This window comes from Microcoleus sp. T2B6, assembly GCF_036700475.1.
Taxonomy (GTDB): Bacteria; Cyanobacteriota; Cyanobacteriia; order Cyanobacteriales; family Microcoleaceae; genus Microcoleus.
This window is the reverse complement of sequence record NZ_JAUBOZ010000120.1, coordinates 1-21,746: the sequence shown is the minus strand read 5'-3', so window position 1 is coordinate 21,746 and position 21,746 is coordinate 1. Positions and strand designations below refer to the sequence as shown.

Annotated in this window: 14 protein-coding genes; 12 read left to right on the top strand and 2 right to left on the bottom strand. The window is 45.9% G+C overall.

Annotation, left to right across the window (positions count from 1 at the left end; all coding sequences use genetic code 11):
* The first annotated feature begins 284 nt into the window (after window positions 1-284).
* A complete protein-coding gene (locus tag QUA00_RS31770) occupies window positions 285-2,501 on the top strand; it encodes a polysaccharide biosynthesis tyrosine autokinase (protein ID WP_333412349.1) in 2,217 nt (738 codons plus the stop codon).
* A gap of 20 nt (window positions 2,502-2,521) precedes the next feature.
* Here QUA00_RS31770 and QUA00_RS31765 read toward each other — a convergent pair whose 3' ends face one another.
* Window positions 2,522-5,929 (bottom strand): PAS domain S-box protein, encoded by a 3,408-nt coding sequence (locus QUA00_RS31765; RefSeq protein WP_333412347.1) that lies wholly within the window; start codon window positions 5,927-5,929, stop codon window positions 2,522-2,524.
* A gap of 626 nt (window positions 5,930-6,555) precedes the next feature.
* Here QUA00_RS31765 and QUA00_RS31760 point away from each other — a divergent pair.
* From QUA00_RS31760 to QUA00_RS31730, 7 genes are all read left to right on the top strand, one after another.
* Window positions 6,556-7,530 (top strand): LysR family transcriptional regulator, encoded by a 975-nt coding sequence (locus tag QUA00_RS31760; protein WP_333143383.1) that lies wholly within the window; start codon window positions 6,556-6,558, stop codon window positions 7,528-7,530.
* A 217-nt stretch (window positions 7,531-7,747) separates the two neighbouring features.
* Window positions 7,748-8,818 carry an anthranilate phosphoribosyltransferase family protein gene (locus tag QUA00_RS31755; protein WP_333143384.1) on the top strand — a complete coding sequence of 357 codons (1,071 nt, stop codon included), beginning with the start codon at window positions 7,748-7,750 and terminating at the stop codon, window positions 8,816-8,818.
* 156 nt (window positions 8,819-8,974) lie between these two features.
* Window positions 8,975-9,580: a molybdenum cofactor guanylyltransferase gene (locus QUA00_RS31750; protein WP_333143385.1), complete on the top strand. Its 606-nt coding sequence runs from the start codon at window positions 8,975-8,977 to the stop codon at window positions 9,578-9,580.
* A 161-nt stretch (window positions 9,581-9,741) separates the two neighbouring features.
* The gene (locus QUA00_RS31745) at window positions 9,742-10,917 is read left to right on the top strand and encodes an aminotransferase class V-fold PLP-dependent enzyme (protein WP_333143386.1); all 1,176 of its coding nucleotides are present in this window, start codon (window positions 9,742-9,744) and stop codon (window positions 10,915-10,917) included.
* Window positions 10,918-11,502: 585 nt separating this feature from the next.
* Entirely contained in the window at window positions 11,503-11,850 is a 348-nt protein-coding gene (locus QUA00_RS31740) for a DUF6717 family protein (protein ID WP_333412344.1), read from the top strand.
* Between the two features lie 14 nt (window positions 11,851-11,864).
* Complete coding sequence (locus QUA00_RS31735; RefSeq protein WP_333412342.1) at window positions 11,865-13,214, top strand: LCP family protein; 1,350 nt, start codon at window positions 11,865-11,867, stop codon at window positions 13,212-13,214.
* Window positions 13,215-13,320: 106 nt separating this feature from the next.
* Window positions 13,321-13,830, top strand: a complete 510-nt coding sequence (locus QUA00_RS31730; RefSeq protein ID WP_333143389.1) for a pentapeptide repeat-containing protein — start codon at window positions 13,321-13,323, stop codon at window positions 13,828-13,830.
* Window positions 13,831-13,957: 127 nt separating this feature from the next.
* On the opposite strand, the gene QUA00_RS31725 is transcribed toward QUA00_RS31730, so the two are convergent.
* Window positions 13,958-15,211 carry an S-layer homology domain-containing protein gene (locus QUA00_RS31725; protein ID WP_333143390.1) on the bottom strand — a complete coding sequence of 418 codons (1,254 nt, stop codon included), beginning with the start codon at window positions 15,209-15,211 and terminating at the stop codon, window positions 13,958-13,960.
* A 1,056-nt stretch (window positions 15,212-16,267) separates the two neighbouring features.
* On the opposite strand from QUA00_RS31725, the gene QUA00_RS31720 reads away from it, so the two are divergent.
* The 4 genes from QUA00_RS31720 (at window position 16,268) to QUA00_RS31705 (ending at window position 21,432) form a co-directional block, all read left to right on the top strand.
* Window positions 16,268-16,933 (top strand): hypothetical protein, encoded by a 666-nt coding sequence (locus QUA00_RS31720; RefSeq protein WP_333143391.1) that lies wholly within the window; start codon window positions 16,268-16,270, stop codon window positions 16,931-16,933.
* Between the two features lie 270 nt (window positions 16,934-17,203).
* Complete coding sequence (locus QUA00_RS31715) at window positions 17,204-17,755, top strand: hypothetical protein (protein WP_333143392.1); 552 nt, start codon at window positions 17,204-17,206, stop codon at window positions 17,753-17,755.
* A gap of 22 nt (window positions 17,756-17,777) precedes the next feature.
* The gene (locus QUA00_RS31710; protein ID WP_333143393.1) at window positions 17,778-18,641 is read left to right on the top strand and encodes a fimbria/pilus periplasmic chaperone; all 864 of its coding nucleotides are present in this window, start codon (window positions 17,778-17,780) and stop codon (window positions 18,639-18,641) included.
* A 106-nt stretch (window positions 18,642-18,747) separates the two neighbouring features.
* Window positions 18,748-21,432: a carboxypeptidase-like regulatory domain-containing protein gene (locus tag QUA00_RS31705; RefSeq protein ID WP_333412339.1), complete on the top strand. Its 2,685-nt coding sequence runs from the start codon at window positions 18,748-18,750 to the stop codon at window positions 21,430-21,432.
* Window positions 21,433-21,746: the final 314 nt, after the last annotated feature.

The window sequence follows — 21,746 nt, the reverse complement described above, 5'->3', positions numbered from 1 at the left end:
TCTCAGAAAAGCAATCCCAAATGCGTTCAGCTTTCTTGATAGGGAGCTGCGTAGTTGGGCCAATGCGGGTTAATCCGTTCAAAGTAAAAGTGAAAGGGGAGGGGCTTGAAGCCTCCCATGTCTATAAATGACTATACTTTTGCCAGCTATTGCTACCCGATATGAGAAATTGGCTGGAAATTATACAGCCATGATTACGCTCGCCTTTGTCTGTTGTGGTTATAGTTTAAAAACACGCCCTAGGGTGTTAGAGTTTACAAAAAATCATTTTTCTGGAGTAACAGATGGAATCAACTGAAAGTGGTATCGGATTTCCGGAATACTGGCAGATTCTCAAGCGCCGGTGGCTGCCAGCCTTAGCTGTATTTGCCTCGGTTGTGGCACTCACCACCTACGCCACGCTGAAGGAAAAAGCAGTTTATGAAGCAGAAGGAAAGCTGTTATTTAAGAAAACAACTGCTGGCTCTGCTTTAACAGAATTGGGAAAAGAAATCGGACAGTTGACTCCGGCGGCGGAGCAAAGTAACCCTCTGACTACCGAAATAGAACTGATTCGTTCTGTCGAAAATATCGAAAAAACTATCAAGAGACTCCAGATCAAAGACGAAAAAAATAATCAACTAAAAACACAAGATTTTTTAAAAAAGCTGACAGTAGCTACTATTCGGGGAGCTGATATCCTAACGGTTTCATACAAACACCAAAACCCAAAAATAGCAGCCGATGTCGTAAAAACCATGATGAATTTTTATATAGATAACAATCAAAAAGTGAATCGCCTAGAAGCTGTTTCTGTTCGACAGTTTATTGAAAAAAAACTGCCTAATTCAGACAAAGCTATGCGAAAAGCAGCGACAGAATTGAGCAAATTTAAAGAAGAGAATAAAGTCGTAAATCTTGAAGAAGAAGCTAAATCAGCCGTGGCAGTTATGGCAGGACTAGAAAGTCAAATCGACCAAGCTAAGTCTGATTTGCTCAAGGCCCGTGCTCAGTCTAAAGCATTTGAAGACGAATTACAAATGAATCCCCAGCAAGCCTTGACCGCCAGCACTCTCAGCCAATCTAGCACGGTGCAGGAAGCTCTGAAAGAGTACAAACAAATAGAGCGGCAGTTAGCAATTGAGCAAAATCGCTACCAGGACAATTCGCCTATAATCACTAGGTTAGAAACTAAGAAAGCTACGATGAAAGCTTTACTAGACCAACAAATACAACAAGTTTTAGGCGGGCAACAGCCGTTGCAAAATCAAAGTTTACAGATAGGAGATGTGAAACCAAAACTGATCGAAGAATTTATCAAGGTAGATGTAGAACGCCAGGGTTTGGCTGAGCGAGTTACTATTCTCTCAAATGCTCTAGCTGCTTACAAGCAGCGGGTAAAAGTTTTGCCGAAGCTAGAGAAGGAAAAGCGGGAACTAGAAAGAAAACTCCAAGAAGCCGAAGCTGATTATCAGGAATTGCAAAAAAAACTCCAGGAAATTCGGATTACAGAAAATCAGCAAGTCGGGAATGCTCGGATTATCCAAAAGCCGAGTGTTCCTGAAGAACCAGTGCGTTCTCGCAAGTCTTTATTGCTGGTATCTGGCGGCTTGTTGGGAACTCTGCTGGCTATAGCTGCGGCGCTGCTTTTAGAATCTCAAGATAAGTCTGTCAAAACTATTGAAGAGGCGAGGGAATTATTTGGGTTTACTTTGTTGGGGGTGATTCCTTTGCATAGAAAGTCTGAAAAAAATCCTCGGCGCAATTCCTGGCGACTTAAGTCTGCTTCGCAGGATTTAGAACAATCTCCCCGACAGATTGTTGTTAGAGATACTCCTCATACTGCGAGCAGTGCTGCTTACCGAATGCTTCAGGCAAATCTGAGGTTCCTGAGTTCTGATAAAGAGCTGAAAGTGATTGTTGTCAGTAGTTCGCTACCGCAAGAAGGCAAGTCTACTGTATCCGCTAATTTGGCTGTAGCTATAGCTCAATTAGGACGGAAGGTTTTGCTGGTAGATGCGGATATGCACTGTCCTGTTCAACATCGGATTTGGGAACTTCCCAATCAAGTAGGTTTGAGCAATGTGATAGTTGGACAAGCTGGGTTTGGCGATGCGATCGCCCAAGTCATGGATAATTTAGATGTGCTCACTTGCGGGGTAATTCCGCCTAATCCAATGGCTCTCTTGGATTCACAGCGGATCACTTTATTGATTAAGCAATTTTCGGCTACTTATGATGCAGTGATTATTGATGCTCCTTCTCTGAATGTTGCTGCTGATGCTCTGATTCTCGGGAATAAAGCAGATGGGATTTTATTGGTTGTGCGACCTGGAGTTCTTCATTCTGGTACTGTGGCTTTTGCGAAGGAGCTATTGAAGAAATCAAGCCAACACGTTCTGGGCTTAGTGGTAAATGGAGTAAGTCCTAAAAACGAACCGCACAGCCATTACTATTTTACCAATGAATCTTACGCTCAAGAGCAGAGTCCTGGCATCAATAAAATAACGAATAACCAGTAACCAATAACAAAAGTTAACAGTTAACTGTTGACTTTTGTTATTGGCAGCCGCACTCCGAAAGTCGAGCCGAGTCCTTCCCCAGGACTTTCGGCCCAGACACTGCCACCGTGGAGTTCCACGAGATGACGGACGATCGCCAATCCCAGTCCCAGCCCGCCGTAATTGCGTGTAGAAGTGCTGTCAGCTTGGCGGAAGCGATCGAACACAAAGGGCAAAAACTCCTTGCTAATGCCAATTCCCGTATCTCTGACAACGATCGAAACAGAGTGAACCGGAGACGGCCCAGACAAGATGGCGCCACCCGCTGTTCCCGGTTCCCCATCCTCCGAGAGCCTTACTTCCACGCGACCCGACGGCGGCGTAAACTTAATAGCATTCGAGACCAAATTAGACACCACCTGCTGCAAACGAGTAGCATCGCCCCTCACCGATATCACCCCTTCCCCACAAAAACTCACCAATTCAATTCCCCTAGCTTCAGCCTCAAGGCTCAGCGCCTTCACGGCCGTTTCTACAATCCGTGCCAAATCCACCGGGAACAGCTTCAAACACACTTTGCCGCTGACAATCCGGGAAACGTCGAGCAAATCCTCAATCATCTGAGTCTGCAACCGCGCGTTTCGCTCAATAGTCTCCAAACCGACAGCCGTTTTTTCGGCACTCATCTGGCGCTGCCGCAGCATCTGCGCCCAACCCAAAATCGCGTTCAGAGGCGTCCGCAATTCGTGAGAAAGCGTTCCCAAAAACTGGTCTTTAATCCGGTTGGCCTCCGCTGCTTCCCGGTAAAGCCGCGCATTGTCGATCGCCACCGCCGCATCCCGCGCCAAATCCTCCAGCAAAACTAAATCGCTCTCCCTGCAGCGGCGGCCCGACTCCCCGCACAGCAACGAAATCGCTCCCAGCGTCCGCCCGCGAGCGATCAGTGGCACGCAGATTGCCGACAGCACCTGGGAGTGGGCTCGCAGCACCAACTGCAGTTCCCTGTCGGGCACAACCGCCTCGATCACCCATTCCGGTATTTCGGCGTAAAGCTTCGACTCCCCAGTCCGCAGCACCTTTGCTACTCCGTGCCGTCCCTGGGGGTCTAGCGGCATACGCCGATCGATTTGCCACAGCAGAGCGACTTTGCTCGGATCTGAATGAGCAACTGCGTGCAAGCGGATCGAGCCGTCGGCCTCGACCAAATGCACGCAGCACCAATCCCCCAGCGCCGGTACTGTTAAATCTGCCAAACCTTGCAGCGCCTCCTCGTAATCCAGGGAAGCCGACGACAGCACAGCCAAAGCTTGAGCGCGAAAATAGGCTGTTTGGGTCGCTCGCTGGCGATCGTCAATATCCGTACAAGTCCCGAACCACTTGATAATTTTCCCCTCAGCATCCCGCACGGGCAATGCCCTGCCCAGATGCCAGCGGTAAGCCCCGTCAGATGCCCGTTTAAAGCGGTATTCCACCTCGTAAGTCCTCCCCGTCTCCACGGAGGTATTCCAGCGTTCTAGGCAGTTTTCCACGTCATCTGGATGCAAAACTGGCTGCCACCCCCAGCCTTGAGTTTCCTCCAGCGTCAAGCCGGTATATTCAAACCAGCGCTGGTTGTAGTAGTCGAGCCAGCCGTCGGGTCTGGCAGTCCAAACTATTTGCGGGATGGCTTCAGCGAGGACGCGGTACAACTGTTCGCTGGCTTCGGCGTGGCGACGGGCGGCCTGTTCCCGCGCCAATGCCCAATTCCGCTGTTCTTCGGCCTCTTTGCGAGCGGTGATGTCGCTAATCACGCCGATCCATTTGCAGGGATTACCTTGTTTGTCAAGCACTGCTTTGCCCCGATCGATCCAATGGAGCAAGCCACCCCCCTGGCACTGAACGCGGTATTCCTGAAAAAATGGGGCGGCAGAACTGTCTGGCGCACTCAAATACCGATCGACTGCGGCTAAAACTCGATCGCGGTCGATCGGGTGCAAGATACTGTTCCAAGCTGCTCTTGTCCTCGGAAATCCGCCTTTTTCGTACTCCAAATGTTCGTCAACGTGACCGAACCACAGCACGATCCCGGTGTCGATATCCCATTCGTAAATTAAATCACTGGCACTTTCTGCCGCAATCCGAAACCGCTCTTCCGACTGTCGCAGCACTTCCAGAAATTTAAAGCGTTCCGTCACGTCCAAAACCAGAGACAGCACCGATACCAACTGTCCCGAATCGCTGTAAAAAGCCGAATTGTACCACTCGCAGTGCACCAACGAACCGTACTTATTATAATTGCTGTTGCGAACTACATTGCAGCGATCTTCTGGTTTTTTTAAACTATAAATTGCAGATTCAACCTCTTCCAAATCGCCCTTAGAAATAAAGTTCCATTCGCTAAAATGCTTGCCTAAAAGTTCTATTTTTTCCCAGCCAAAAATCTTCTCGGCCGCCGGCGACCACCCGCTGATACGAAAGTTTTCATCCCACTCAATAACCGCTAGGGGCGTATTTTCAAAATGAGAAGTGAGTTTTTGCAGCGCCTCGCGCAGGGATGCTTCTACTTGCTTTCGCCCAGTAATATCGCTAAAAGAAATAGCAATGCCGTCTCCCAATTTAACGGTCATAATCCGAAACCAGGCGACAATGCCTTCGTTGTTATAATAAATCTCGGTATCGAGGGGAATTCCTGTTTCTACAACTTGCACGTAACTGTCGAATAAATTGTTATCTTTATGGCCCGGCAGCACTTGCAGCAATCGCTTGCCGATTAATTCTTCAGGAGTACGGTGTTGCATTTTGGCCGCTGCGGGATTGACGTATTCCCATTCAAAATCCACAATTGTGGATTCGTCGCGGATGCTGCGGAATACGTTAAATCCGTCTAGAGATAATTCCTGAAAAACGCGGAAGCGTTCTTCGCTTTCTTGCAGCTTGCCTACAGTGTCAAGCAGGAGATCCTCGACTCGCTCGCGCTGCGTTATTTCTGCAAGCAATTGCTGGTTAATTTGCTGGAGTTCGGTTGTGAGGGAGGGGAGGGAATTTTTAATAGCAGAGTCGGCTTGCAGTCGATCGACCTTTTGGGTTCCCAGCGCCGTATTTCCTGGTGAAAAGGCTGCCCCAGCCAAAGCCAACACTTGAGGAACCCAGGGTATCAGGGATGCTACAGCCCACAAAGAGATGATAGCGGTTAAGGCTGCGATCGAACTTGACAGCCAGTAGCTGGGATGCACCAGCATCCAAACTTGCATCAAGTGAGTTGTCCCGCCGCAGAAAAACCAGGCTCCCAATAGGAGAAAGCCCTTGCTCAAAGGCACGTCTCGCTGCTTCCGGGCATAGTATGTCAGAAGTGCTGGAATTGAATAATAAGCCAAGGCAATTAACACATCGCTGACGGCGTGCAGTCCCATCAACTGGGGTTGCCACTGGCAACAGCCATCTTGGGGAATAAAATTGTGGTTAAATGACATAATCTTAATAAATGCTTAATAAATGGCAGCATTTCGGCTTTCCTGTGCGATCGATCCTAGTTGCACTTGTGTTGCTGACCCGCTAATTTCTAGTTTATACACAAAAAAACCTAAAACAAGAGTAACTTTAGTCTGGGGAGCAAAGTTCACAGTAGGTTTTAACCTGCCTACAATATTCGTACATTTATTGAGAGGTTTAGGGAGAGTCAGATACTATAATTCCCAAGGAGGTACGAAATTCAATGCTATATTTTGAATTCACAACTTACTAAAAAACAGAGCAATCGAGCGCACTTGAGGAAGGGATTACTAAAGTGCCGTTCATTGAAACGGTTTAGCTAGAAGCTTGCAATATTCGATAAATTCATCTTTATGGAATCTATTTTTTGAGAAGTTTGCCGATTCAGAAATCCCTTCAACATAATAGGAGAATCGACCTCTACTTGGAGGCTCAGAAATCCTGCCGGAGCAGATTGATGCTTGGAGCGTAGCATCCCCGCCTCTGGCCCCGGAATCAAAACTAATCTGTACCTGTATCAAAGTCTACTAAATTCTGCTACTAAATCGGTTAATGTCACAGATTATCTTCCAGTAAAATTTCTGAAACCTTCTCGAATTAAACATCCATGCGCTTAGAGCAGCTTCAAGCATTTCTTTCAGTTGCTGAAACTGGTAGCTTTCAGCAAGCGGCCCGGAAGTGTGGCGTTACCCAATCGACTATTAGCCGCCAAGTGCAGGGATTAGAAGCGGAAGTGGGTTTGTCGCTGTTTCACCGCACGGCCCACGCGAAACTGACTGTGGGAGGGGAATGCCTGCTACCTCACGCTCGCAAAATCTGTCAGACTTGGCAAAATGCTGCTGAAGAATTGGGAGACTTACGGGCGGGAAAGCAGCCGGAACTTTGCGTGGCTGCGATTCACTCGGTTTGCGCTGCTTATTTGCCACCTGTGCTGCAAAAGTTTTGCCGCGACTATCCAGACGTACAATTGCGGGTGACTGCCCTCGGTAGCGATCGAGCTCTGAAAGTCCTCAAAGATGGTTTGGTGGACATAGCGGTGGTGATGAACAACCGCTATTTTACTCAAGCCCCGGAAATGTTGGTTGAGGTGCTCTACAATGAGCCGATCGAGGTGTTGATGGCGGCGGGTCATCCCCTGGCCCAGTACGATCGAGTACCTTGGCCGGAATTGATTTGTTACCCGCAAGTGGTGTTTAAGGACGGGTACGGAATGCAGCGGATGGTGCAAGAACAATTTGGACGCATCGGTGCTAAACTTCATGCTGTTTTGGAACTCAACACTCTTGATGCTTTTCGGGGTGTGGTGCGACAGGGAGAGTTGATTGCTTTACTGCCGCATTCAGCTTTGGTGGACGCCAAGGGCGATCGCACTTTAGCAATTCGGTCGATCGCCCCAGATCGGTCAAATTCCAAGGTTTCGACGATCGGTCAATTGGCAGCAGAGCCCACTTGGACTCGCGAAGTGGTGTTGGTGACAACTCACGATCGAATGCAAATTCCGCCGATCGCCCATTTCTGGAATCTGGTACGCGAATTTGTGCCGCCATGTGATGTAATCAAGCTAGAAAAATCAGGGAGTTAATACCATTTTAGATTTTAGATTTTAGATTTTAGATTGGGAATGACTGATGAAATAATGGTTTGGATATTTCCAACAATTGCCTTCTTTTTGGGAACTGGTATAATTCGATAATTTTGAATTGAATTTTGGGAATTTTAAATTTAAAACGGTTCAAATATTACCAATTACTAACTACCAATTACTAACTACCAACTACCCATTACTAACTTCACAAGTTATGAGTGACGCATTTAGAGAATTGCTGCGAAAAATTGGCAGCGGAGTACACACAGGAGACAACTTAACTCGCTCCGAAGCAGCAGCAGCCACGCGGATGATGCTGCTGGGAGAAGCAACACCGGCTCAAATCGGAGCTTTTATGATTTCCCACCGCATTAAACGGCCCACTGGGGAAGAATTAGCCGGAATGCTCGATGCTTATGAACAATTGGGGCCCCTTCTTGCCCCCCCAAACCGAGAAAAAGGGTTTTCCGTCTCTACCGTCGCCGTGTTTGGCGTTGCTTACGACGGGCGATCGCGCACGGCTCCAATTAGCCCAATAACCGCCCTAATTTTAGCCGCATCTGGCGTCCCAACCATCATGCACGGGGGCGATACCATGCCAACCAAGGAAGGCATCCCCCTGATGGAAATTTGGCGCGGTTTGGGAGTGAATTGGGGAAAACTGAGTTTAGAAAAAGTCCAGCAAGTTTTTGACAATACGGGTTTGGGTTTTGTTTATCTTCCCAAGCATTTTCCTCAAGCCGCCGCTTTAGTTCCCTACCGCCGCGAAATTGGTAAACGGCCACCTTTTTCGACAATGGAGTTGATGTGGTGTCCCTGTGCTGGCGACGTTAACGTTATATCGGGTTATGTCCACCCGCCGACAGAAGGTATGTTTCAAAAAGCCTTTGAGCTGCGGGGAATCAAAAATTATACCACCGTCAAGGGATTGGAGGGAAGCTGCGATTTGCCGCGCGATCGTACTGCGATTATCGGCATTGCTAAGCCGGACGCTGAGTTTGAACGAGTGCTTTTAGCCCACGGAGATTACGGTTTTAGCAGCACAAATCCGGCCTTGGAATCAACCTCTGAGTTATTAAAACAAATGCAGGAAGTGTTGCTGGGAAAACCCTCGGAATTGATGCAGTCAGCTATCTGGAACGGCGGCTTTTATCTGTGGCGCAGCGGAGTTTGTTTGGATATGAGTTCGGGTTTAATTGAGGCAGAAACTTTATTGAGTAGCGGTCAAGTCGTGCAAAAACTTGAGGAAGTTAGCCAAGCCGTTAGTGTTTTGAGTTTAGAATGACAGTTGACAGTTGACAGTTGACAGTTAACTACTGACTACTGACTACTAGACATCTCCAATAATTGTGGAACAGGCATCTTGCCTGTTCAAAACAGACAATTCTTGCGATAACTAATGACTAATGACTAATGACTAATGACTAATGACTAATGACTAATGACCAATCATAAAATTGCCGTAATTGTGCTTGCAGGCGGTCAAAGTTCGCGGATGGGTAGGGATAAAGCTCTACTGGAAATAGAGGGGAAATCCCTCTTGCAGCGGGCGTTGGAAGTTGCCGCAGTTGTAACCCCCGAAGTTTATGTTCTGACTGCTTGGCCCGATCGCTATCGATCGACCTTAACCGAAACATCCCAATTTCTGGTAGAGTACAATCCGGGCTCCGGGCCCTTGGTTGCATTGACTCAGGGATTGAAAGAAATAGCCGCCGAGTGGATTTTACTGTTAGCTTGCGATTTGCCTTTGTTGGATGCCCAGATTATTCTGAAGTGGGCGAGTCAGTTAACAGAATTTCCCCCATCAACTTTAGCAGTTGTGCCTTATCAAAATTCGCGCTGGGAGCCTTTGTGTGGCTTCTACCGCCAAAAAGCTCTGCCCAGCTTGCAAAGTTTTATTGACAAAGGGGGACGTTCCTTTCAAGTGTGGTTAAATCAAATCTCCGCAATCCCTCTACCTGTAGGGGAACGAGAAGCAGTAATGTTATCGAATTGCAATACATTAGAAGAGTTTGAGCAATTAAAAGGTAAAATGGTTAACGGTTGACAGTTGACAGTTGACAGTTGACAGTTGACAGTTGACAGTTGACAGTTGACAGTTGACAGTTGACAGTTGACAGTTGACTGACTAATGACTAATGACTACTGACTAATGACTACTGACTACTGACTACTGACTACTGACTACTGACTACTGACTAATTACTAATGATTAACCAATATTGGTTGCTCGATCGCGATATAACTTTCCTCAATCACGGCTCTTTTGGGGCTTGTCCGATTCCCGTACTCGAAGCGCAAACCGCTTTTCGGGAACAACTGGAAAGAGAACCTTTGCGCTTTTTAATGCGGGAATTTGAACCATTGTTGGATAATGCCAGAAATCAGTTAGCAGCATTTATTGGTGCGGCTGACGAGGACTTGGCGTTTGTGCCGAATGCGACGACGGGAGTAAATGCTGTTTTGCGATCGCTCTGTTTTTCTCCGGGCGACGAATTGCTCACTACAAATCAGGAATACAACGCTTGCCGGAACACACTTAATTTTGTAGCCGAGCGTACAGGCGCTAAAGTAATAGTAGCAGAAGTCCCCTTTCCCATTGAGTCACCCGACCAAATTATTGAAGCAATAATTAAGTGCGTTTCACCGCAAACAAAGTTAGCTTTATTAGACCACGTTGTGAGTCAAACTGGTTTAATCTTTCCCATCAAACAGTTAGTGGGCGAGTTAGCTAACCGTGGCGTGGATGTATTGGTAGACGGAGCTCACGCGCCGGGAATGGTAGCACTGAATTTAGATGAAATTGGCGCGGCTTATTATACGGGAAATTGCCACAAGTGGCTGTGCGCGCCGAAAGGTGCGGGCTTTCTGTACGTGCGGCGCGACAAGCAAGATGCCATTCGGCCAACTACAATCAGTCACGGTGCTAATTCGCCGCGCGCTGATAAATCGCGCTTTCAATTAGAATTTGACTGGATGGGAACAGTCGATCCGAGTCCCTATTTGTGCGTACCTGTGGCTATTGATTTTATGGGTTCTTTGTTGAGTGGCGGCTGGCCGGAATTGAGGGCAAAGAATCATGCTTTAGCATTGGCAGGGAGAAAAATATTGGCTGACAAATTAGATTTGCCGCTGCCTTGTCCTGATGAAATGGTGGGTTCGATGGCTGTTGTGCCACTGGCAGACGGCCAGTCTGATGAGGTTGCAAAGGGAGGAATTCCACCTTTGCAAGAGGCGCTGTGGGAGATTTTTAAAATTGAAGTTCCGGTGATTCCTTGGCCGGATGCTAGTAAGCAGTTGGTGAGGATTTCGGCTCAGTTATACAATACTTTGCCGCAGTATCAATATTTGGCTAAGGCGCTGGTTGAGCTGACGAGAATTTGAGTAGGAGCTTCCCGAAAATAAACATAACACCCAACTACAAACCTTTAAATGTTTGTAGTTAGGGTGTCCGTCCTCATAGTTTGGGAGAATACAGACTATTCGTCATTACTACAAAGGTAATAAGGGTTATAAAACTAGGCACAATTAAAAGAAAACATCCTGCAATAAATCACCCTTAAGCGTCTTTGATTTTGCTACCATTTACCGAAACTAAAAAAACTAAAAAAACAGCTCTAAAGCCCGAACTGCCTAGACTTCACCAATCCGCCCAACCCAAACAAAGTTTGTAAATAACCCGCAAGATTTCCTAAGTTAAAACAGGGTTGTCAAATCGGATAGTGAACAATTTCCGCGCCACAGAATATAATGCAATACGCTTGGGTTAAAACTGTTTATTCCTCGGAGATTCCTTGCAGCATCCCCCTGGTTGTTGGGGAGTAGGGGTTGACTTTGAGCAAGTTCTTGTTCCCCCCTTTTTAAGGGGGGTTAGGGGGGATCGGCCTTAACTAAACGGTATTAGAATATAATGTATCCACACTTGCATTTTTGCAGACAAAACAAAGGAAATAAAAAGAGGCGAATACCATGTCCAATGCCATGATGGTAATTTACCCCTATCGCGAACAGTACACCTGGGTTTTTGACGACGAGAGAGTCGGACTTGTCCGAGAACCTTTTGTTCAGGGCGTCCCCGAAATGATTAACACGCTTGTCGCAGACATTCCCAATGCCGCTCAAGGTTTCCGACTTTTATTTTCAGCCAATCCATTTCCCGGATATCAAGCAGAAATGCTGTGGTTGAAAGCAGAATACGGCGGTAACTGGTATCGGTGGGAATCGAAAAATCTCGAAGGCTGGCTGTGTCCGGCTATGTTGAAATACTTTTCCGAAGCACCACCCAAGTTTTACTGCAAAGCTGAAAAACTGCAATAACCAACAGCAAGTCAATGAAAAACTTGTCAATTTTTAAAAGAGACTTTGTTACACCAGTCGATCAAACATCTCGAAAAAAGCCTAAATTCTTCCTCTATATAGTGGGGCTATTTTTCTTAGTTTTCACAGCCGCCATCTCGGCAACATTGGGGGCAATTACTGCCCTGTTAGCTCCCGTGGAACCGCCAATTATCAATAGAGTATTAGAGGCGACTGGCTTTGACTATCTATCCTCCAACCGCTCAGGATACCGCCTATCGCGGCCAGTTACTATCTTGATGTTGGGAATTGACCGCGTGCCGGAAGCAGCAGCCAATGGCCCTAAGATATTTAACGGTCGCAGCGATACAATACTCTTATTCCACCTCGATCCTAGAGATAAATCTATTAGTTTGCTTTCAGTTCCACGAGATACTAAAGTCGAAGTTCCCGGAATTAGCTTCAGCAAAATTAGCGAAGCCAATGCTAGAGGAGGAGCAGCTTTGGCGACGCGATTGGTTAGCAGTATGCTGAACAATACGACAATTGAACGATACGTGCGAGTCAGCAGCAATGCGTTTCGGGAATTAGTCGATTTGTTAGGCGGAGTTGAGGTATTTGTACCTCGCCCAATGTCCTATACAGATACCGCCCAAAAGTTAAAAATAAACTTAGGCCAGGGATGGCAAACTCTCAACGGAGAACAAGCAGAACAATTTGCTCGATTTCGCAACGACGGTTTAGGAGATATCGGCCGCATTCAGCGGCAGCAATCTTTAATTCAAGCTATTCGCGATCGCCTCGCAAGTCCATCAGTATTGGTACGCTTGCCACAAATTGTTCGATTGATGCAAAAATATGTGGATACAAACCTAAGTTATGAGGAAATATTGACGCTGGCCAATTTCGGTTTGCAATTGGAGCGAGATAATTTTAAAATGGTAATGTTGCCTGGACGATCGAGTTCAGAAACAGGGGATTTGAGGAGTTATTGGATTGTAGATGCGATCGGGCGCGATCGCATTATGACACAATACTTGAACCAGAGCGTGCCGGATTTTGAACAAGGACGAATTCGCAATCCCAGCGACTCCCTGTTGCCCAAAAACCTCAAAATAGCTGTCCAAAATGCTTCTAGCAAACCGACAACCGCAAAAACCGTTGCTGAATTTCTCCGAAAAAAGGGCTTTTTTAATGTATCTGTAGTGCAGGATTCGCCCCAGAAGCAGCGTCAAAGTCAAATTATTGTTCAGCAAGGAGATTTAGAGGCAGCCAATCTACTGCGAAAAGAGTTAGGCGGCGGTAAAATTGAAGCATCTTCTACGGGTGAAATCAATTCTGACTTGACGCTTCGCGTCGGCGAAGATTGGGTAAAACGATTTTAATTAGTCATTAGTCATTAGTCATTAGTCATTAGTCAGCAGTCAACAGTCAACAGTCAACAGTCAACAGTCAACAGTCAACTATGCCCAATTCCCCATTCCCATCATCATGAAAAGTGTTTTCCGAATTTTCCTGAGCCTGGTTTTAAGTTTAGTGTTGGCTGTTGGGTGGGTGCTGCTGAGTGCTACTCCGGCATTTGCCTTGCCGAAAACAAGTATTAATTACACAAATATTAATTTGTCCGATCGCGATTTTTCCAACTCGGATTTAGCGGGCGGAACATTTGTCGCTGCTGAAATGCGGGGAACCAATTTTCAAGGTGCTGATTTAACTAATGCGATTTTGACTAAGGGAGTTTTGCTGAATGCCAACTTGTCAGGTGCCAACCTCTCCGGTGCTTTGGCAGATAGAGTTACATTCGACGGCGCTAATTTGATGAATGCTAATTTTACCGAGGCAATTATGACTCGAACTCGGTTTTTTGATGCTGCAATTTCCGGCGCTGATTTTACTGACGCGATTATCGACGCTTATCAAGTGAGTATCCTGTGCGAGAAAGCAGATGGGGTCAATCCCGTGACGGGAGTTTCTACCCGCGAAAGTTTGGGATGTCCGTAGAAATTTACAAGTAAAAAAAATCCTGAGTAATTGTTTGATTAGATGCACCTGTAGCGAGGTAAAATACACAAATTAAAGCCCCTCTCCTGCAAGGCGAGGGGTTTGAGGAAATTTCCCATTATCGGCTCTATCGAGCGCTACAAATGTCTGTGCTGGCAGTACCAACTACCAAATCGGAATTCAACAGCAAATCTAAATCGGTGTCGGGATTAACAGCATACAAATCGACTTTATCTCGGCCCAAAAACACCCCGATCAAAGTCCCGATTCCCGCACCGCCGAGCACCTCTTCTGTCGCGATCGCCCGATCGCCCGTAACACCTGCAATCGCCGCCGCTGCTGCTGCACCCAAGGCCGTATTCTTAACCAGATTACCAACATTAACGCCCTTGGTAACAGTTTCTTTCCTAGTAATCAGTTGCGAAGTGGCATTGAGAGGCACTCTGCTGCCGTTGAGTATACTTAATTCTTGAGCCACAAACTGAACGCCCGAAGCAGTCGATCGCAATTCGCCACTAATTTTCGAGCCTTCGGGTATCAGCACTTGACCATTATTGCCCGTGATATCCGCAGCTACAGTCAGCGTAATTGGAGACTTGTCATTGGGGCCGAGCAAAATCTTGCCTTTTGCATACTCGATTGGGATAGTCACCCCCCTGGGAATTTGCACAGCAACAGACTCGCTAACATCAATCTTGGCAATGTAAGGAGAATTAATTGCTCTTGCTTGATTGGTACTGACTAATGTTTGATAGATAAAAGCAGCTACTTCAGCTCGTGTTGCTGACTTGTTCGGTTTGAGAGATTTAGGATTGGGATAGCTGACAACTAACTGTTTTTCAGTAGCAGCAGCAACGCTTTTGACAGCATAACTTTGAATCTCACCCGCATCATTATAGTAACTGAGAACATCTTGAAAATCGCACCTAGGCTCATAGCCCATTCCGTTATTTAAAGCGACTACAACTTGAACGCGAGGAATCTGCTGTGTCGGCCTAAAAACATTGCCGGGATAGCCAGACATCCATCCCATTTCGTAAGCTTCGGCGATCGCCCCGCTTGCCCAAAAATTAGACGGAACATCGGCAAACCTTACAGCAGCGCGGGTTTTTTCCTTTTTCACAGAACGCACCATTGCCGCGAATTCAGCCCGCGTTACCGGTGCATCCGGGCGAAAACTACCATCGGGAAATCCTTTGATAATTCCTCTTTCGGACAAATCTTGAATAAAGTCTTTTGCCCAGTAGTTATTATTAACATCCGAAAAAGCTGTCTGAGCAAAAGCAGGCGCGGGAGCTAGCATCGGCGCTGCGGTTCCGGCAACGGTTCCCAGTGTTAATAAAACAGATGTACCAGATTTAATGCGATGTAATACAGACATTTTTTGATTCTCCAATTTACACAAGCTTTTTATTGAGGAAAAGTAAGCTTTTGATAGGCTGATTTATTTCTGCCCAACTAGCTTTCCCCTCAGTTATGTAATCATTGTTGAATATTTTAATTTTTTGAGGAGGGAAGATACGGTCTTTTAAAATAAATATTTTGATGCTTCTTTGGGAATTTTAAAATGCTTAAATTCTTTAAAATCCTTATGTTGCTTATCTCCCTTATCTACCTTGTCTCTGCAATAAACAGGATTTAGGGACCAATACTCCGGACAGTTTTTGAGACAGAGGCTGAAACCCTCATTCTACCGTTAGCATTTGACCTCCCTGAGAAGGCTGAAACTCGCATTCTGCCGTTAGTGATTAAAAACTGTCCGGACTATTGTTTCTGATACCACAGATTACCCCGCAGTTCCCAACAATCGAGCGCTGCCTTGTAAGCAGGGGATACCCTTTGCATTTGCTCATTCGTAACAAGTTAAGCTTGTATGGCAGTTGTCAAGAGGGTTTGAGAAGATGTATCAAAGAAATATTGGTCCAGGCATCGCTCGCCAAATTATTTGTCAATTCTATCGTTCGATCGTACCAACGCTCGCCATCGATCGTGCGCTCCCCGACGCTGCCGTGCGCTGGCGGTGCAACTATTATCTCGCGCCCGCCATTATTATCTTGCGTCCACCATTATTATCGATCGTCCGTCACTGTTATCGATCACAGTGCCACGCCAATCGAGACCACAACTTATTAATAATGATAATCGCTGTTGGTGGGAGAGTCCGCTTACGGCGGACTCTCCCACCCTTACCCCTTATTGGATTATCATTATTATTTAATTATATTTCTGCCTAAAGGAGTATTGACAAAATCTAGTCGCTTTTAAGTTTTTGCCAATGGCCCTTGCTTAAGTCAGCCTTTGGGTCTATACTGGTTATCATAAGTAACCACAAAAAATTAATTACATAAAGACTCGTTGCTAGGCAAGGGTTTCAGTAGAAATATTGTGTAATTAATTCGGAACTACTACTTAGTCACTGCAACTACTGTATTAAACTATGCCATCTCTATCTTCTTCTCTATTTTCTTCTCTCAAAAATCTTTTTTCTGCACCTGCCGTCACTTCAACTCCTGCCCACGTTGCACGGAAGAAAACCTGGAAATTATTGAGCTGCTTAGCGCTGGGAGCGACTCCCGCCGCCTTAGCGAGTAGCCTATTCTCGTCGCCGGTACTGGCGCAGAGCGCCAACGCCAACGTACCTGTGAGGGTGCAAGTTCCTAAGGTGCTTCAACTAACGACGTTTGGTGACATTGCTCTCACTTTTACTGCTTCTGAGTTGTTCGGTGCTAGCAATGCATCAGGGGGATTACTCGTTCAAGGAGGAACGACAACTGGAAGTACCCCTTTAACGACCACTTCACTTGCAGGTATTGCTTCAGTCGCTGTACCAATTAGCCAGCTTTATACTATTTTGACGAATTCCTCGGCCGGAGCTAATATTACCGTTGCTGTCACAACAGGTACATTGACCAATACAGTAACTGGATCCGATACTATGACCATGACGGTCACATCTGGTGGTACAGCGACTACTCCAACAACTGGGCTAGGTGCCCCCAACGCATACCAAGGAACTGCGACTCTCAACTTCAACTTAACAAACGCTAAATCATCCGGATTATATAATGGCGGGTCAATAACAATTACAGCTACCAATCAGTAGTGCTTTATCAAAGTAAGCTGCACTGGGATGCCGGGATAATAACCAGCTTATTTGTAGAAAGCTTTTATAGCAGCAATATAGGTGCTAACTGTACCTATATTGCTCTATTTTATATTCACAGCTTCAACAACTATAGGTAGACAATTAATTAAAGGCGAGAAAAGCTCTGGCTAGTTTGAGATTAAAGATGGCAAATATACTCTAACACTGAAGCTGGAAAAACTCCTCCCATGCCTAAAGGCGATGGGAACACTGTTTTGGAGAAATTTTATGAAAAGCCTCAAATCACTAAATGTGAAAGGGCAAACTTGTCTGGCTACAATGTTTGCATTTGCCTGCTTTCAAGCAACTGCTCTGGCTGTTCCCCCATCCGCTCGACAAGATGAAGGTTATCAGTTATTAGTTAGGCCAACATTAGTCTTACCACCGATTAGCCCATCAGAATTTTTATTAAGTCCAACCGTTCAGCAATTTTCTACGAGAGAGCAAATACTGAGTGCTGCTCCTCAAATTAACTCTCAGTTAATTCGCTCGCTTCCTTCTCTTTGGCAAATGCGCGTACCCGCAAATCGGCCGCTACAATCTGTCTCTGTTAGCTATGACTTAATCGCAGGAAACGGGCGCAGCAATTCCCTCAGCAATCCCGAACATCCCAACTCGGAAATTAAGGTAACATTGCAGCCTTTGCCGCCGATTCGAGTATCCCGCGAAAATAATTTTGATATTATCGAGGGAGGAGTGGAGTTTAGATTGAACTTAGAGCGAGCTGAAGTTGCAGGAGCATACCAAGGAACTTTAAGAGTTACGGTACAATTTCCTTAAAAACTACAAACTACTAGAGAAAATGCACTATTTGAATAAAAAATTGTTCTGGGCAATAGCTACAGTATTGGGAGCGATCGCGATTGGTAGCGATCTCGGAATTGCTGGCAATTTTGCCGTGAGTCCGCCCCGGTTAGAGTTGCAGATTGACTCTTCAGGGAAAAACGAATCTATTCGGTTAATAAATAGTGATTCCCAACCGCTTGAAATTCAAGTCTCCACCTCTAACTGGGTGCAAGATGAAAACAATCAAGTACAAATTGTTGATTCTACAGAGAAATCCCTCGATCGCTGGCTGTTAATTAATCCATTGCGCTTTACAATTCCTCCCGGAAAAGCGCAAACAGTCCGCATTGCAGTGCGCCCCCGCGTCAAACCAGAAGAGGGGGAACACCGAGCCATGATTTTCTTTGAGGAAGTTCCCTCTGCTAAGAATAAATCGAGTGCTGCGATCGTTGTTGGTCGATTGGGAGTCGCAGTCTACGGCTATGCCGGTAATATTAAAAGAATTGGTGTCTTAAATTCTGTGCAAGTGGAAGATAAAGGTAATCCAGTTACAGCTATTTTTGATATATCCAGTCAAGGAAATTCTCACATTCGGATGGCGGGAGAGTATGCAATTTGGTCGGCTGAAAAATATCCGGGCGCGGCCGCAACAAAACCCATCCCCAATGTCGCCACAAAAGATGTAAAATTACCCGATGGAGTCTGGGAAGCAAGCGGTTTACCAACGCTCCCAATTTTGCCCAACAACCGCCGCAAACTTCCCCTGAACACCACCAAAAAGCTTCCTCCCGGCAAGTACGTTTTGGATATTAACGGCGATCTGAGCGGCACGCCGATAGATGAGGGAATTCCTTTTACTATTGCTCCTAGCGCCCAATAGCTAAGGATTGACAATTGAAAGCTTGTGTTTTTATTCGCTAGATTTCAACTTTAGCGAATAAATTCCCTTGCCAAATTTTATTAATAAAGGCTAGCAAGGACTCTATATGTTATCCCTAATTCTCTCTCTGACGCCTCCTATTTTATTTCAGAAATCAGAGGCGATTAATACTGTCAAGCAGCTAGAAAAATTTTCAAATTCGCAGCAGCAACCTGCCACCTTTAACAGCAATAACAGCTTATTGGTACAGGGAAATGCCCCTAGTAATGAAGTTAAGATACTGCCCGAGACGTTATTAGTAGGGGTCGTTATTCGAGGCAAAGAAGTCGGCAATCTAGAAGTTTTAAGAAATGAGAATACCTTTCTCATTCCTCTAGATGATTTTGCTAAATTAACTGGGATAACTGTAAAAATTTCTGCTAACGGCAGCATCGAAATTAGCACGCCTTTAGGCACGACGAAACTAGAGCCGAGCGATTACCAAACTATTAACGGCCTCATTTACCTGACCGATACGCTCATTGCAGAAAAATTAGCCACACCGATTGAGTTCGATGCTTCAGAAGTTGCTCTGATGATCGATTTACCTTGGCAGCCGAATGCTAGGTCAGCTTCGCAGCAAACCGAGCTTAAAGCTGAGGTACGCCCTCCCCAAACCAGCTTTTCCACTGTGAGAGAAAACCTGGATTTTTCTCAAAATGGTAATAGCAGTTCTCTGCTCAGTTCTACAGTCTTGGGAGGGCGGCTTTGGGGTGGAAGTTGGCGCATCCGTGCAGATAACAATTTTCAGGATCAACAAACACTCACTGAATACTTTTGGTATAAGCGGGAAGGCGAAGTTCGCTATCAAGTAGGCAGACAGCAGATTGGACTGCATCCCCTGCTGTCAAATCTGGATATGACAGGGGCACAAATCGCCTATACCAACCTCCCATCTGGACGTTTTTATGACACCAGTCAGGGAACTGAACTTTTGCCTAGGCGAGCGGCACCACTGCGGACATTTCGGGGCCAAGCTCCTCCTGGGAGTTTTGTGCAACTGCGAGTTGATGGTACTGTTGTTGCCCAGCAACAGGTCGGGCTGAATGGAGAATACCAATTTTTAAATGTTAATTTATCTGCTACAGTCAACGAAATCGATTTTTTAATTTATAATCGGAATAATTTTAATTCCCCTGCTGAAATCCGTCAGCTAAGAATCGGTACTTCCGATCTATTGCTGCCCGCAGGTAGGTTTGTTCACTTGGCTGGGGCGGGGGTTAGTGGTAACTTGTTCGATAAGCTGAATATAGGCAGAGTCAATTCTGAACCAGCCAGTCAGCCAACTGCTTTTTATCAGTTTAGGCAAGGCTTATCTGATAATTTTACAGTGGAAACTGGGGTGCAAAATGCGCCGGATAGTCGTAACGAAGGCGGTTCTAGATTGCAAGCAGAAGCAGGTTTTATTTGGCAAGTTGCTAACCCGCTCACTTTAGCTGCTTCTGTGGGCACCTCGAAGGGAAAAACAGCGTACACTTCAGAGTTACAGGCTCAGCTTCCGTCCTGGCAGTTCTTCGCCACCTCTCAATTTTTTCCAGCCAGCTACCTGTCTAGCAATCAAGAAAGGAGCCGATTTGACCACAGTGCGAACCTCAGTTATAGAGTAAGCGATCGCTTGACTTTGGGCTTAATTGCCCGCAGCCGCCAGGATGAAACAAATTCTGCTCAATACCTGGCACCCGTTTTTAACTGGCGTCCTATGCAAAGCCTTTATTTAAGTGGCAAGCCCGATCTAGATGGTCGTTATGTATTGGATGCGTTCTACCAGCTTAATAACGCCGTTAGGCTGTCTGCCAATGTCACGGGCGATCGCAGATTGGTAGATGTTGCTTATAGTTTGAGTTTACAAGATCAACTCTCCTTAAGTGCGGAATTTGGCGGGAATCTTTCCACTCGCTACCGTGCGATTTATAGTTATACTCCTTTCAGCCTTAATCGCCTCAGTTATCGCTTAGGCGTTGTCACTGATGAAACTGGAGCAGTAAGGCCGATTATTGGTGCGAGTTTGCCTGTATTTTCTGGTGTACTGCTTCGGGCTGAGTATCAAGGTTTGCCCGGTAGAAGTTCATTTCAAAGCTTTAACGATCAACAATTAATTGTGAGTTTAGTTGCAGGTTTTACTGTTGATCAAGGCAGATTTATTCCAGCTCAAAATAGTGCTATCGGTCAAAACCGGGGTCAAATTACTGGTCGCATTCAGATCGAAGGGGGGAGCAATTTGCCTGGTTTAAAATTAGAGGGTGTTGAAATTGAGGTCAGTCGCGATAATCTCCTTACGCGCACTAAAACTGATTCCCAAGGGAATTTTTTGATCGGCAATTTACCTGAAGGTGTTTATCTTGTTGAATTAGACCCAGAGCAATTACCTTTTGCCTTAGTTCCTGTGAAAACAACTTATACCGCCGAGGTTGCGGCTGGTGCGATTACCAGTTTATATTTTACGGTCAGGCCAGAATTTGGGTTAGCAGGACGAGTTCTGGATGCAAATGGCAAATCGGTTGCAGGTATCAAAGTTGAGTTGCTCAATGCCACAGGCGAAGTTATCAAAACTACTGCCACCGATCAGTTTGGCTTGTATCGGATTGATGGTGTCCCCATCGGCCGTTATACACTAAGGATAGCACCTCAAAATTTACCAGATTCCTCCTTAAGTTTACCCACGCGAACGTTAGAAATACGTGATGATTTTTTATTTGATCAAGACCTGCAATTGCCTAATTCTGGAGGTGGCAGTTCCATTCGTAACCAGTGAGAGTTATTAAATGAGTCCATCTATAAACAATAGTCCGCACACTTTTTATATAGCCCAATGGCTTATTCTCGCTTGACTTCGCAGCCCCTGTGGATAATTAAATCAATGTCAGCTCCACCCCAGACTTGCATTTAATTCGACTTTTTTATGATCCTTGCCCCGCGTAAGCTTGTAATATCGTTCCAAAAACTGTCTGGAGTATTGAGGGACAAAGCCGTTTGATATTAGTTAACTATATTAAGGATCGCGAATTAAATAACTTACAATTTTAATTGTTATTGTGGGATGGGCGTCCCGCCCGTCCTTTTTGGACG

Excerpts from the sequence above, each read along its gene's own strand:
- QUA00_RS31770 (WP_333412349.1), top strand. The coding sequence starts at position 285 with ATGGAATCAACTGAAAGTGGTATCGGATTTCCGGAATACTGGCAGATT.
- QUA00_RS31765 (WP_333412347.1), bottom strand. The coding sequence starts at position 5,929 with ATGTCATTTAACCACAATTTTATTCCCCAAGATGGCTGTTGCCAGTGG.
- QUA00_RS31760 (WP_333143383.1), top strand. The coding sequence starts at position 6,556 with ATGCGCTTAGAGCAGCTTCAAGCATTTCTTTCAGTTGCTGAAACTGGT.
- QUA00_RS31755 (WP_333143384.1), top strand. The coding sequence starts at position 7,748 with ATGAGTGACGCATTTAGAGAATTGCTGCGAAAAATTGGCAGCGGAGTA.
- QUA00_RS31750 (WP_333143385.1), top strand. The coding sequence starts at position 8,975 with ATGACCAATCATAAAATTGCCGTAATTGTGCTTGCAGGCGGTCAAAGT.
- QUA00_RS31745 (WP_333143386.1), top strand. The coding sequence starts at position 9,742 with ATGATTAACCAATATTGGTTGCTCGATCGCGATATAACTTTCCTCAAT.
- QUA00_RS31740 (WP_333412344.1), top strand. The coding sequence starts at position 11,503 with ATGTCCAATGCCATGATGGTAATTTACCCCTATCGCGAACAGTACACC.
- QUA00_RS31735 (WP_333412342.1), top strand. The coding sequence starts at position 11,865 with ATGAAAAACTTGTCAATTTTTAAAAGAGACTTTGTTACACCAGTCGAT.
- QUA00_RS31730 (WP_333143389.1), top strand. The coding sequence starts at position 13,321 with ATGAAAAGTGTTTTCCGAATTTTCCTGAGCCTGGTTTTAAGTTTAGTG.
- QUA00_RS31725 (WP_333143390.1), bottom strand. The coding sequence starts at position 15,211 with ATGTCTGTATTACATCGCATTAAATCTGGTACATCTGTTTTATTAACA.
- QUA00_RS31720 (WP_333143391.1), top strand. The coding sequence starts at position 16,268 with ATGCCATCTCTATCTTCTTCTCTATTTTCTTCTCTCAAAAATCTTTTT.
- QUA00_RS31715 (WP_333143392.1), top strand. The coding sequence starts at position 17,204 with ATGAAAAGCCTCAAATCACTAAATGTGAAAGGGCAAACTTGTCTGGCT.
- QUA00_RS31710 (WP_333143393.1), top strand. The coding sequence starts at position 17,778 with ATGCACTATTTGAATAAAAAATTGTTCTGGGCAATAGCTACAGTATTG.
- QUA00_RS31705 (WP_333412339.1), top strand. The coding sequence starts at position 18,748 with ATGTTATCCCTAATTCTCTCTCTGACGCCTCCTATTTTATTTCAGAAA.